At 62.2% G+C, this 14,045-nt stretch carries 9 protein-coding genes; 2 read left to right on the forward strand and 7 right to left on the reverse strand.

What is annotated here, in order from left to right:
- Positions 1-12: 12 nt before the first annotated feature.
- From E1748_RS19575 to E1748_RS31540, 4 genes are all read right to left on the reverse strand, one after another.
- Entirely contained in the window at positions 13-1,374 is a 1,362-nt protein-coding gene (locus tag E1748_RS19575) for an ATP-grasp domain-containing protein (protein ID WP_133648810.1), read from the reverse strand.
- Between the two features lie 5 nt (positions 1,375-1,379).
- Positions 1,380-2,471 (reverse strand): 3-phosphoserine/phosphohydroxythreonine transaminase, encoded by a 1,092-nt coding sequence (gene serC, locus E1748_RS19580; RefSeq protein WP_133648811.1) that lies wholly within the window; start codon positions 2,469-2,471, stop codon positions 1,380-1,382.
- A gap of 635 nt (positions 2,472-3,106) precedes the next feature.
- On the reverse strand, positions 3,107-4,000 hold the full coding sequence (galU, locus tag E1748_RS19585; protein ID WP_133648812.1) for a UTP--glucose-1-phosphate uridylyltransferase GalU: 894 nt from the start codon (positions 3,998-4,000) through the stop codon (positions 3,107-3,109).
- A gap of 231 nt (positions 4,001-4,231) precedes the next feature.
- Positions 4,232-4,375 (reverse strand): hypothetical protein, encoded by a 144-nt coding sequence (locus E1748_RS31540; RefSeq protein ID WP_166653594.1) that lies wholly within the window; start codon positions 4,373-4,375, stop codon positions 4,232-4,234.
- Between the two features lie 279 nt (positions 4,376-4,654).
- Here E1748_RS31540 and E1748_RS19590 point away from each other — a divergent pair, with 279 nt between their 5' ends.
- Positions 4,655-5,878, forward strand: a complete 1,224-nt coding sequence (locus E1748_RS19590) for an acyltransferase family protein (RefSeq protein WP_133648813.1) — start codon at positions 4,655-4,657, stop codon at positions 5,876-5,878.
- A 5-nt stretch (positions 5,879-5,883) separates the two neighbouring features.
- Here the strand turns inward: E1748_RS19590 and E1748_RS19595 are convergent, their stop codons facing one another.
- From E1748_RS19595 to E1748_RS19605, 3 genes are all read right to left on the reverse strand, one after another.
- The gene (locus E1748_RS19595; protein WP_133648814.1) at positions 5,884-8,352 is read right to left on the reverse strand and encodes a glycosyltransferase family 4 protein; all 2,469 of its coding nucleotides are present in this window, start codon (positions 8,350-8,352) and stop codon (positions 5,884-5,886) included.
- Positions 8,349-9,815: a flippase gene (locus E1748_RS19600; RefSeq protein ID WP_133648815.1), complete on the reverse strand. Its 1,467-nt coding sequence runs from the start codon at positions 9,813-9,815 to the stop codon at positions 8,349-8,351. Before E1748_RS19600 ends, E1748_RS19595 begins: the two co-directional genes overlap by 4 nt.
- A gap of 125 nt (positions 9,816-9,940) precedes the next feature.
- A complete protein-coding gene (locus E1748_RS19605; protein ID WP_133648816.1) occupies positions 9,941-12,244 on the reverse strand; it encodes an NHL repeat-containing protein in 2,304 nt (767 codons plus the stop codon).
- Positions 12,245-12,751: 507 nt separating this feature from the next.
- Here E1748_RS19605 and E1748_RS19610 point away from each other — a divergent pair.
- On the forward strand, positions 12,752-13,873 hold the full coding sequence (locus E1748_RS19610; RefSeq protein ID WP_133648817.1) for an acyltransferase family protein: 1,122 nt from the start codon (positions 12,752-12,754) through the stop codon (positions 13,871-13,873).
- The last annotated feature ends 172 nt before the right edge of the window (positions 13,874-14,045 follow it).

Raw genomic sequence — 14,045 nt, forward strand, 5'->3', positions numbered from 1 at the left:
TGCGCTCGCATGTCAGGCGGGAATGCGTGAGCGCTCGTCCTGCAACTGCTCGAACGCATCGACGATGCGCTGGACAAACGCGTTCTTGTGCGCGAGCGGACCGTCGACCGTCTCGCGATGGATCAACATCGTCGCATTCGCCTCGAACACGAACACGCGACCGTCCGGCAGCATCGTGAAGTCGATCCCGCCGTAATCAAAGTCGAGCCGGCGTCCGATCGCTTCGATCGTCCGCATCGCGCGCTCGCCGAGCGCGGCACGCGGGTCTTCGAGAAAACGCCGTTCTTCCGCGATCTTGTCAGCGTTGTCGAGCATGCCGGCCGTGTAGTAATGGACCATCCACTGCGGCGAAATCGCGAGGTGATACGGAAACGGCTTCCGGTCGACGAAGATGATCCGATACTTCCGGTAGTGGCCGTCCGCGCTGCGAAAATCGTCGAAGCGGGTCACGTAGCGCGGCTCGTCCGTCTCCTTCAGTGCGGCCCACAGCGAATCGAACGATGTGTGCAGCACGAGTCCATCGCCGCCATGTGTCTCGACCGGCCGCATCAGCAGTGGGAATGCGAGGTTCGCGACTTCGAGCCGTTCCGCGAATGCACGCCTCGATTCCGGCATCCGCACGACGCGAATGCACGGCGCAACCGCGACGCCGTCGATACCGGCCAGCAGTATCGCCATCCGGTGCCGCTGCGTGCGCGCGACGGCGTCGGGGCGATTCAGCACCGCACGTCCGCAACGCTGGGCGAAACGTTCGAGCCGCGCGGTCAGCGGCGTCGCGATATCGGGTTCACCGATCGCGTTGAACACCAGATCGAACGGCGGCAACTGCGCGTCATCGGCATCCGGTGCATAGTCGATCGCGTACTTGATGCGCTCGATCGTGTCGGACGGCAGCAGCGTGTCGAACGGAATGTTGCCCGACGCGCGCCCTGAACAGAGAATCAGCAGCCTGCGCCGAGGGTTCTGCGCCGGCTCGACAAACACGCGCTGCAGCGTATAAGCGCGGATCCGATGCCGCTCCGCATCGGCGCGTTGTCCTTGCGCGTCGTAGATTGCCGCGAGATTCTGATGTGCGATCGCGAGATCGGGATGCACGTTCAGCGTGTGGGCGTACCAGTGCTTCGCCGTATCGTTGTCGCCGCGCATGTAGTAGACAGTCGCGAGGTTGTAGAGCGCGATCGATGCGAGTTCCGGCGCGCCTTCCACGATCGTGTCGAAGGTCGCAACCGCGATCCGATGCGCGAGAAAACCGGTCTCGTCGCCGGCCGCCTGCAATGCTTCGGCCAGCGCCGCATGCAGTTCGAGGTTTAGCGGGTCGGCGTCGAGCGCTCGCTTGATCTGCTCGACGTCGTGGCCGATGACCGGTGTCGTCATGGCATTCATACGCGTTGCAGGGAGAATTCGGTCAATGCGTCGCACAGCGTGTCGACGGCTGCTTCGGTGACCGCGTTATACAGCGACGCACGTAGCCCACCCACCGAGCGATGCCCTTCCAGCCCGACGATGCCGCGCTCGCGCGCGACGTCGACGAAGGACGCATCGAGCCGCGCATCGCCAAACGTGAACGCGACGTTGGTCCGCGAACGCCATGGCGCGTCCGCATGGATGGTCACAGCGTCGCCGAGCGCGTCGAGCGTCGCGTATAACTGCGCGGCCTTACGCACGTTGATCCGCTGTATCGCGTCGAGTCCGCCGATCTCATCTCGCAGCCAGCGTGTAATCAGCGTCAGCACGTAGATCGCGAATACCGGCGGTGTGTTGTAGTTCGAACCGTGCTCGATGTGCGTGCGGAAGTCGAGAATCGTCGGCAAGCCATCGGGGATACGTTCGAGCATCGTGCGATCGACGATCGCGACCGTCACGCCTGCCGGACCGAGGTTTTTCTGCGCGTGTGCGTAGATCATCGCGTAGTGCTCAGCGTGGATCGGCTGCGACAGGAAATCGGACGACATGTCCGCGACCAACGGCACACATGGCGCTTCATCGCACGGGGGAAACTGCAACCCTTCGACCGTTTCGTTCGACACGTAGTGCAGATACGCAGCGGACGAAGCCACGTCGAGCCCTCGCAGATCCGGCAGACGGCGATAGCCCGTATCGCGTCCGTCCCATGCGATCTTCGCGGCGGAAACACGCACGGCCTCCGCTGCGGCCCGCGCGCTCCAGTAGCCGGACGCGACATATTCCGGAGGGGCAGCCGCGTGCGCGGCGAAGTTCATCGGGATCATCGCGAACTGCAGACTGCTGCCGCCCTGCAGAAACGTCACCGCGTAGCGGTCCGGCAGACCTAGCAGCGCACGCAGGTTCTGCTCCGCCTCGTCGAGCAGCGCGCGAAACCAGTCGGAACGATGACTCATGCCGAGCACGGAGAGTCCCGTTTCGGGCAACGCTACGATCGCATCGCGGGTCTGCCGCAAAACGGATTCGGGCAAGGCGCCGGGACCGCCGGAGAAATTGAGTGCGTTGGACATCGTCGCGCGTCGTGAGGGGTGCCGAAAGAGGTTCGTTAGGTCTATGTAGGGTCGCCAGTCGTTCGTGTGCGACGGCGAGCACCATGCAATCAGACTAGCAGCGCTAAACGCTGCTCAAAGAATCGATGAAGGCACCGAAGCGGCGTCAATTCGAAGAAACAGAGCAGGTTTGGGTGACGATGGGTGTCTCTCTGCCGGCATGTAGCGGGCAAAGCTTGTGAATCGCACTCGACAGTCTTTCAACTGCCTTGTGCTGGTGACGAGGAACAGGGATTATCTGTAGGGAATGCCCGGAAGGTCCAGAGAACGCACGAAGTGCGATCATTGCCGGGACGACGCTGCGTCGCACAGCGCTGTTCGACGTGCAGCAAACTCGCGAAGGCTAGACGTTCCGGTCGCGAAGGACGTGATGGCGTATGACGCGCTCTAGCCGGTAGAGTCCAGGATTGTGATTCCTGTCGTCGTAGTGACGTTAAGACAACGCGATGCAGCGGCAGAGCGACACCGCTGACGCCGCCGCMCCCCCTCAGCGCCGGCCAATCCCCCGCCCATCCCGATGACCCACACGACGACGCGGCACGCGAACGATTCGCCCGCGCCCGCGCATCATACGATGCTCAAGACTACCTGGAAAATTACGCAGCGGCCGCCGTAAGCTGTACCGGCAGAAAATTCTGCAAGTACTCCTCGAATTCCGCCTTCACCTCGGGATGACGCAGCGCGAACTCGACGGTTGCCTTCAGGTAGCCAAGCTTGCTACCGCAGTCGAAACGCGTGCCGAAGTAGCGGTACGCGAGCACCTGTTCTTCGGCCAGCAGTGACTGCAGCGCGTCGGTGAGTTGCAGTTCGCCACCGGCGCCCGGCTTCAACGCGCGGATGTGATTGAAGATCGTCGGCATCAGCACATAGCGCCCGACCACGCCGAGATTCGACGGCGCTTTTTCAGGTGCAGGCTTCTCGACGATACCCGACAGCTTGATCACGTCCTCTTCCCACTCGCGTCCATCGACGACACCGTACGAACGGCTGTCTTCGCGCGCGATCGTTTCGACGCCCACCACCGAGCTGTGATAGTGGTTGAACACGTCGACCAGCTGTTTCATCACCGGCTGCGTGCTGTGCAGCAGATCGTCCGCGAGAATCACGGCGAACGGGCTCTCTCCGACCAGCTTTTCGGCGCACAGCACCGCATGGCCAAGGCCAAGCGCAGTGGCCTGGCGCACGTAAAAACAATCGACGTTCGCGGGCTTGATGCTGCGCACGAGATCGAGCAGTTGCTCCTTGCCGCGTGCTTCGAGTTCGGCTTCGATTTCGTACGACTTGTCGAAGTGATCTTCGATCGCGCGCTTGCTGCGCCCGGTCACGAAGATCATTTCGGTAATGCCTGCCGCGATCGCTTCTTCCACCGCGTACTGGATCAACGGCTTGTCGACGATGGGCAGCATTTCCTTCGGACTGGCCTTGGTGGCCGGCAGGAAGCGTGTTCCGAGGCCCGCCACGGGAAACACGGCTTTGGTGACTTTCAGCATGGTCTGCATTCCCACATCGGTTAATCAATCTTCTTGCGCCCGTTGCAGCAGCGCACACGTGCCGGAAACTCTTTCAGCCCGACATTCATCGGATCGAGGTGAATCGGGCCTGTCGATCCGAGGCTGTCGCATGATGAAATTGAATCCGGAAACAATTACGCGGCACCAATAATGAACAAAAGTGAATCGCGCAATTGTTACGTATTAAATCCGCTTCGATAATCAAAAGCGTTATTCATTCTCATCGAACGATGGCAGCTTGCCGGGTGTCATCCGGAAACGTCCGATCGGTTCATTTCGCAGTGCCTCACGATAAGCTGACACCGCCACGAGAACCAGCAGGACCGCGATGCCTGCGAGCAGATGCATGTTCATGGCTTTACTCCTGGTCAAAGGATTCCGAGACTCAAACTATCACGAAAAAATCGATAAATAATTCTCGCCGATGTAACGAAATCTTTGATTCATTTCACGCAATTCATTCAACGGTCATTTTCATCATTTCTTTTATCGAATGAATTTTTATTCATTTTTACCACTACCGATGCTCTACGATGGCCATACGAACCCGCGCGCGCGGGTATGACGCTATGGCGCGGTACGGATCCAGCGCCGCGTATAAGCAAATTCCACAGTCCGATAAAAGGAGCATGCATGAGCCGTACGAGCACGATGGCCGTCGAGGCAACCGCCACTCCATTGCCCTTCCAGGCCCGCTCGCACGGTGAGGCCCGCGTGGACACCGCCGGCAAGGATCACATTGTCGACACGATGCGCGGCTTCGCGGCGCTGCTGGTCGCGTACTTCCATTGCCGGCAGGTCGAATGGGTCGGCATGCAGAGCTTCCATCAGACGATGGGCCATTCGCTCGACCTCAACGCGATCGTCGCGTACCTCACGTTTCCGATCGCATGGGGATCGGCCGGCGTGCCGATCTTCTTCGTGATCAGCGGCTACTGCATTCATCGCGGCGCGGCACTGCGCATCGCACAGAACCCCAATTACCGGCTCGACGCGACGAATTTCTGGGCGCGCCGTTTTGCGCGCATCTATCCGGTGCTGCTGGCTGCGCTGCTGCTGACGTTCGCATTCGACTGGTTCAGTCTGCAACTGCCGCCGGTCAGCCACAAGGTGCGCGACATCGGCGTGCAGGCGTTCCTCGTCAATCTGTTCTCTCTGCAGGGCGTGGCCGGCAAGACCTACGGATCGAACGGTGCACTGTGGACGCTGTCGCTCGAAGTGCAGTTCTACGCGATCTATCCGCTGCTGTTTGCACTGCGCCGGCGTATTGGCATCGGTCCGGTGCTCGCGGGAGTCGCGCTCGTGAACGTCGTGTCGGCATTCGTGCTGGAACGGCATGACCTGCAGTTTTTCACGTCGTACTGGCTGTCGTGGACGCTCGGCGCGTGGATCGCCGACGTGAAGGCCCAACAGGGAGGTACCGCGAAGCAGCCGCCGTCGTCGCTGCTCTACGTCGCGGCGGCTGTTTTCACGGCACTCGGCTGTATCGCGTTCCATTTCGGGCAGTACGGTGCGTTCCAGTTGTGGGCGTTGGGCTTCGCGTGCTATCTGTACCGCGCGCTCGACACGGTCCGCACGGCCGGCGGTATCGCGATGCGTGCGCTGGCGCGTGTCGGCGACTTCAGCTTTTCGCTGTACGTCGTGCATCTGCCTATATTCGTGCTGCTGTCGTCGCTGCTGTTCCGCTCCACGCTGCAGCTGACGATCTGGCCGACGTTCGGCTACATGCTGGTCGCAGTCGTCGTCGCGTACGTGTTCCATCGGCTGGTCGAACTGCCCGCGATGAAGTGGTCCGCGAGCCTCAAGCCGCGCAATCGCGGCGCGGCTGCATCCACAGGTGCAGCCGCACGGGTTTAATAACGTCAGCGATCCGCGACGTCCTGCAGAATCCGCTCAACTGACGCGACATACGAGGCCGAACCGAAACGCTGCCGCGCGTCGCGTTCGCCGTTCGCGACGAGCCGCTCGCGCAGCCCCTCGTCGGCGCGCAGTTCGGCGAGCGTATCGGCGAGACCGTGCGCATCGCCCGGCGTGCACAGCATGCCGTTCACCCCGTCCTCGACGATCTCGATCACACCGCCCGCGCGTGCAGCGACAACCGGCCGCCCCGCCAGCATCCCTTCGACGATCACGCGGCCAAACGGCTCCGGCGTGATCGACGTATGCACGACGACGTCCACAGCATGCATGCAGGCCGCGATGTTGTTCTGGAAGCCGAGAAAATGCACACGATCGCCGATCCCGTGATTGACGACGAACGCACGCAATTCAGCTTCGTATTCGTCCTCGCCGAACAGCGGCGCACCCACCAGTACCGCATGCATGTGCGGATTGAGCACGACCGCTTCGAGCAGCACATGCTGGCCTTTCCAGCGTGCGAGACGGCTGAACGAACCGACGAGAAAGCCTTCCAGCGGCAGATCCAGCAGCGCGCGCAGCGTCTTCTGCGGCACATCGGCGAGCGCGTCGAATGGCTCGGCATCGATGCCGTTGAACACGACGTCGACGCGCCGGCTGCCGAACTGCGTCAACTCGACGAACGCCTGCTTCGACGCACCCGAATTCGCGATCACGTGCGCCAGCCCGAGCTTTGCGCACCACTTGATGATCGCCAGCTGACGCGGCCCGAAATGCTCCGCACTGACGATGTCGCGCAAATGCCAGACAGCGGGCTTCCCCACGAGGCGCCCGACGATCGCGCCGATCACCATCGCGCGCTGCGTGTTCGCGTAGATCACGTCGGCGTGCTTCGCGCGGCGCATCACGTTGCGCACCAGCGCGGCCATGTCCTTCAGCGCTCGCCATTTCGGCACGCTGCCGCCCTGCTTGCGAACCTGGCGCAGTGCGCCCGAATCGAATACGTTGACCGTGACGCCGGCCTGATCGAGCGCGGTGCGGAACGGGCCATCGTCGAACAGCACGACTTCGACACGCTCGCGCAGGCCTTTCACGATTTCCAGCAGCGACAATTCAGCGCCACCGAGCACACCGCTTTGATCGACGGCGAGCACACGCGGTGCATGCTTCGCCGACGTCTTCGCACGCGGGACATCGCGCGGTGCATCGAACGCGGGTAACGTCGCCCCCTGCAATGCAGGCACTGCGGCACGCACGTGCGCGAAAAAGCGCTCGCGAAAATGGGTCGCTGAAAACCGCTCGGCATTGCGCCGGCAATCGGCAGCGACGAAGCGATATGCACCATCAGCAAACGTGCCGACAGCCGCGACGATCGACTCGATCGTCTGCTCGTCGAAGAACAGACCCGTGGGTTGCGACTGCGACGGGTCGCGCACGGTTTCGAGCGCCCCGCCCTTGCCATACGCGATCACCGGCGTGCCGCACGCCTGCGCTTCGACCACCGAAATGCCGAAGTCTTCTTCAGCAGCGAAAACGAACGCCTTCGCACGGCGCATATGATCGTGCAGCACCGCGAACGGCTGATAACCCATGATCTCGACGTTCGGGCCGGCCTTCGCGCGAATCTTCTGCATGTCGGGACCGTCGCCGATCACGACGAGCCTGCGCTCCGGCATCTTTGCAAAGGCCTCGACGATCAGATCGATCTTCTTGTACGGCACCATCCGCGATGCGGTCAGATAAAAATCTTCCTTCTGCTCGCTCAGCTTGAACGCATCGACATCGACCGGCGGAAAGATCACGTCGGCTTCGCGCTGATACACCTTCTTGATACGGCGCGCGATGAACTCGGAATTGGCGACGAACGAATCGACCGAATTCGACGTGCGGATATCCCAGTTGCGGATGTAATGCAGGATCAGCCGCGCGAGCGCCGACTTCGGACCGCTCGTCAGCTTCGACTGCTGCAGGTATTGATGCTGCAGATCCCACGCATAACGGATCGGCGAATGCACATAGCTGATGTGCACCTGGTCCGGCCCGGTCAGCACGCCCTTCGCGACTGCGTGGCTGCTTGAGATCACGACGTCGTATGCGGACACGTCGAGCTGTTCGATCGCGAGCGGCATCAACGGTAGCCATGCACGGTAGCGCTTGCGTGCGAACGGCAACCGCTGGATGAACGACGTGGTCACCGGTTTGCCGCGCACGAACGTGCGGTCGTCGAGAAAATCGACGAGGCTGAACAGGTCCGCGTCCGGAAAGCACGCGATGATCTGTTCAAGCACACGTTCCGCGCCCGCATAGGTGACGAGCCAGTCGTGCACGATCGCGACGCGCACGTTGCCGCGTGCGCTACGTCGCCGCGCGGTCGTGCCGGGAGCCGTCGTGACAATCGGAGGAGAGACAGGATCGGCAAGCGCGCCACGCGTGACGGGACGCAGTGCTGCCTGTTCGACGAGATCGTGGTTCATGCGCTTTTCCTCGGGTTCAGTCGCATCAGCACCATTCGCGCAAGGTCGCGCAGCGCCGGGGTCATCGTGATCGACCAGACCACGTTTGCGCCGACCACGAGCGCCACCGCGACGACGCTCGACGTGAGGCCAGACAGGAAGGTGGAAAGCCACAGCGTGCCGATCAGGAAGACCAGATGCGCGAGCATGTCGAGCACGATCGGCCGTGCGCGGATCGCGGACAGCCACAGCAGTACGCCGTAATCGAACAGCGCACGCGACGCGACGACTATCGCCGCGCCGGTCAAACCGAAGTGCGCGATGCCGAACCACAGCGCGCCGGCAAAGAACGGCAGTTCGAACATGCCGACCCGCGCGGCCGCCGCGGGCGTCACCTGCGACTGCACGAGAATGCGCGTCACGTTCGCCTGCCCGACGAGCCACACGCCGACGATCAGAATCCGTCCTACCGGTCCCGCTGCCGTCGCAATCTCGTTGCCGACCCACAGATGCAGGAACGGTTCGAGCACGATGATCGCGACGAGCGCGACCGGCGTGAACACGCCGTTCAGGAATTCGAGCGACTGCCGTGTGAGCACATCGGCATGGTCGCGTCCCACTGCGGAAAGACGCGGAAACAGCGTGCGTGTGAGTGCGGTCGGCACGATGTTCAGCCGCGTGACGAGATTCTGCGGCACGGTGTAGTACGTAACGAAGCGCGCACCAAGCGACGTGCCGAGCATCACGCGATCGAGCGATTCGGCGACCATGTTCGTCACGCTCGCGATCAGCATCCAGCCGCCGAAACTGAACAGCCCCTTCGCGACGCCGAATTGCGGCGGCTCGATGCGGCGGATGCCGAGCACCTTCAACGCCGAGTGACCGAGCAACGCCGCTGCGAGCAGCCGCGCGACGACCGCTGCGGCGAGCACGTACTGCAGCGTCGGCGCGAAATACCACGCAGCACCGAGCGGCAGCAGCTGGAACAGGAACGTGCCGAGCGTCTGGTTCGTGTTGTAGATACCGAAGCGCTCCGCGCCGTTGATCGCACCGGCGAATACCCACGACACGTTGGCGATCGGCATCGCGATGGCGAGCCACGGCAGCGCCATGTACACCTCGTGCTGCAGTTCCGGCGATACCTTCGAGAAATACGCGGTGTACATGAACGCGCCGAAGTAGATCATCAGGCCGCCCGCGATACCGGTCGCGAGATTGAGCCACGTCGCGCTCCAGAACACGCGCGAACTCTCGCTGGCGTCGCCGCTCGCGCGCGCCTTCGAGATGTGGTTCTGCGCGGCCATGCTCATCCCGAGATCGAGGATGCCGAAGTAGCCGATCAGCGTCCACACGAGGCTGATCACGCCATAGCGCTCGACGCCGAGCAGCTTGATGTAGGCCGGCACCGTGACGAGCGACACGAACGTGGGCAGTACTAGTCCGAAGAAATTGATCGCTACGTTCTTGAGGATGCCCTTGTCCATCGATTCCCTTCCGGTTCGTTCATGCGTCTCGCTGCAATCACATCGAGTAGAGCACGTAAAAAAGCCCATTGATGCAGTGCGGAAAACGAAAATAAATCGCCTTCACGCGGCGATGCTGAAGCCGTTCAGGCCGGTTTCCAGCGGTACATCATCACTTTGCCGCGCGCGTCTTCTTCGACGAAGATCAGGTACTCGCCGTCGCTGCGACGCGACGCGCTGATGCCGTTCGGCACATCGACCCAGCCGGACGCCCGACCCACTTCCGGTCCCGGCCGGATCACGCCGACTTCCTTGCCCGAATCGCGGTCGTACACGTGCACCGCGCCGACGGCTTCGACCGTGAACACGTACTGCCCTTCGACGGTCAGCCCGATCGTCGTGACGACCGGCTTCGCTTTCGTGTTCCAGGGCAGCGTGACTGCATAGCGCTGCACCGGCTTGCCGGTCGACCAGTGGTCGTAGCGCACCAGCTCGCGGCCGACCTCCTTCCAGAAACCCGGCTCGAACGGCAGATCGGCGGTATAGCCGGTCGCGTACATGGAATCGGTGGCCGGGTCGTACACCGCGCGACGCAGCTCGGTGAACGGCTGCGGCACCGGGTACGCGGTGATGTCCGCATACGAGTAGATCGGATTGCCGTGCGCATCGAGGCCGCCGAAGCGAAACCGGAACACGCCCTTCGAATCGCGCGCGCGCCAGATATCGCCGTTCGTATCGATCCACCAGCCCCAGCCGCCGACAAGCTTCGGGCCCGTTGTGTTCGGCGTGAATTCGTTCGCATCGAAGCGGCCGTCGCCGTTCGCGTCGCGCCAGATCCAGTCGCCGCCCGCGGGCGCGTTCGGGATGTTCGCGACGCCGCGCGGACGTCCCGCGATGAAGCCCGACGGAATCGCCGTCTCGCCTTCGCGTGCCGGATCGAATCGATAGATCTTCAACTGATCCGCATACATGTCCGTCAGAAACAGAAACGTGTGCCCCTTCAGCTTGCGAGCGACCGGCAGACCAGGCCACTGACCGGTGTGGAACACGGGATCCTGCGGATAACGAAAACGGTTCGACAGAAAGCCCGCATAACGCCACTCCTGTCCCACCGGCTTCGACAGATCCAGCTCGAAGCGCTTGTTGCCCGTATAGACGCTGTCCGGCCGCGACGGATCGATCCACGCACCGTCGACGAACAGCAACCCTTGCACCTGCCATAACCGCTTGCCGTCGGGCGTATAGCTTTCGAGCGTCGCACCGAGCCCTGCACCGAGCGGTGCGAAACGCGGACCGATACCGTTGGTCGACACGTACACGTTGCCCTGCGCATCGACACCGACACCGGTCAGTCCGTTGAAGCGCTGCGGTCCCGGCTTGCCCTCCGAACTCGCACCACCCGAAAAAATGCCGCCTCGTTCGCCGAGCGTGCCGCTCAATGCATAGCGTCCGTTCGTCTTGCTGAAGAACAGCACCTGCTGACGCGGCCCGTTGTCCGCGATCAGCACTCGGCCGCGTCCGTCGACAGCGATGTCGACCGCGACGGTGTCGGCGGGAAGCGGCAACGTGTCGTCGAGAGGCTTGCCGCTTGCGCTGAAATGCGCGACATGCGGCACAGCGTTGCTAGCTTTTTTGTCCGATGCAATGTCCGGGACCGGGTTCGATCCGTCGCCGAGCGTGTCCGTCAACGCCCATACCGAGCCGTCCGGTGCGAGCGCGAGGCGGCCCGGCTGCGGGACCGTCCACTCCGATTTCTTCAGCATCGATTCCGCGTCGTACACCTCGATGCGATCGCGCGTCGTGTTCGCTGCGTACAGCGTCGTGTCGTTTGCCGCGAGACCGCCTATATCACCGGCCGCTACCGTGCGTTTAGCGTTCGCGTCGCTGGCCGATGGCGGCGGCTGCGTCGGCACGTCGTTCATCATCAGGAAGCTTGCTGCGAGCTTCGCGCGTGGGTCCGCCGGATTCACGGCAGGCTGGAACGGCGCGCTCTGCTTGATGTCGCCGATCTCGCGCCGCGAGATGCCGTACCACTGACGTCCCTTCTGCGGCCAGATCCCCTGCGCGACCAGATGCCCCTTCTCGTTGCCGACCGATACCGCGACGAACGCGTAACGCCGGTTCACTGCGACCGCGTTGCCGCCGCCGTTACCCCAGCCATGTGTGCCGCCTGCGAAGCCGAGCATCTTGCCGTTCTGATAGACACTCGCTTCGGCGCCGCTCTCGTCCCATGGCGCATTCGTGTAGACCTTGCCGTCCTGCGCGACTGCGATCGCAGTGATGTTGATCTGCGTCCATGTACCGTCGCCGTAGCCGAACGTATTGCCGATCCACGACGTCCGCGCATTCAGCGCGGTCTCGGCACTCGCAGCCGATGCGCCAACGAGACAGACTCCCGCCAGGCTCGCGCAGACGAGTCGTGCAAATGTGGAACGCAGCGAACGCGGCAAATGGGGTACTCCTGTAGCGAAGGCGGCAATATGGACAACCCGTCGACTGCCCTGCGAACGTCGTTGGAAAAACGTGCGGGCACGGCTGAACGCAGGACGAAAATCTCCTGACTGCGCCTAACGATACGCGGGAGATCCGACGTGAAGAAAATCTAAAATAATTCAAAAAAATTCAAACGCGGTCGATTGGAAGAAAGAAATGAATTGAAATGAAACGATGACCGCTCGCACTGCACACCGACGCAGCAGTCGATCGTTTTTACCGCCATGCGCGGCGCGGGTTTGCAGTTTTTACGGATTCACGTTGTGGAATATCGAAATAATCACGACCGTTCATTTGATGACGTCGCGATGTCATTCAAAACATTCAGTCGTTTCATTACGGTTTTTTCGCAATTTCTTTTCCTTAGAATGGATTCGCTTCCGTGAGCACGCGGAGGGTCGTCGCGTGCGCGCACGATCTACGCTGCTTCAAGCAACACCCTTCAAGGATTACTCAGGACGCTCATGACTGTCAGCGCATTGCCTGCCGCGCCCTCTCACCGACATCGCATCGTGCAGCTCGACGGCCTGCGCGCGATCGCCGTACTTGCCGTGTTTGCGCAACACGCGCTGAAAGCGCCGCTGTGGATGGGTGTCGATCTGTTCTTCGTGCTGAGCGGATTTCTGATCACCGGCATCCTGCTCGAACGCAAGGAGCGAGGCGTCAGCTATTTCAGCTACTTCTACGCGCGCCGCGCACGCCGCATCCTGCCGCCGTATGTGTTGCTGATGATCGTGTCGTCGCTGCTGTTCGGTCTCGGCTGGGCGCAACACTGGGAGTGGTACGCGTTCTTCGCGACGAATATCGGCGATGCGCTGAACCAGAGCGGACACGACAGCCTGAACGTGCTGTGGTCGCTTGCCGTCGAAGAGCAGTTCTATATTTTCTGGCCGTTCGTGATCCTGCTCGTGCCGCGACGCGCGCTCGGGTATGTCGCGCTTGCGCTGATCGTCGGTGTGCCGTTTCTGCGTGCGCTCGCAACGCCATGGTTCGACTCGTTCTGGCCGATCTACTACCTGACGCCGTTCCGGATGGATCTGCTTGCCGCGGGCGCGCTGCTCGCGGTCGCGGTGCGCAAGAATCCCGATGCGCTCGAGCCGTTCAAGCCGGTCGCCGTGCTTGGCGCGATTGCAGCGCTGGCGGTGCTCGCGTGGCTGCATCTGCACTTCCCGCGTTTTCGGGCGGCTAATACGCCGTTGTCGAATGCGGGGCTGTATAGCGTATCGCTCGTACTGTGCACGTCGCTTGTCGTGATCGCGCTGCAAAGCAAGGGCATCGTGAAGCGCGTGCTGTGCAATCCGGTGCTCGTCTACATCGGCACGATCAGCTACACGATCTATCTGATTCACCTGACCGTGCTGTACACGCTGTGGCCGCTGCATTACAGCCGTATCGTGACCGCTGCACTCGCGCTTGCGATCACGCTCGTCTACGCGAGCATCAGCTGGTTCGGGTTCGAGCGGCGGCTGATTCATGGGCCACGTCGTGCGTCGTCCGCGCATTCGATGATGCACCCTGCCCGTGCTGCGGTTGCGCTGCCGGTTGAGTCCGCGGGCACCAGCGATGTGTCGAGGACGCGCGCATGAGACGCGTCGCGACGTTCGCGATGCGTCGGGCCGCGATGTGTTGCGCTCGAATGATTGAGTCTCCGGCGCGTCGACATGGTGCGATGCCTGGGCGGACAATGTCCGAAGTCGCGCCACGATTGCAACGTGTTGCGTTTGGTTCGATTTCCACCGCCTTTGCGTTGACGGCAGT

Origin of the sequence: Paraburkholderia flava, from assembly GCF_004359985.1 — a bacterium.
Lineage (GTDB): Bacteria > Pseudomonadota > Gammaproteobacteria > Burkholderiales > Burkholderiaceae > Paraburkholderia > Paraburkholderia flava.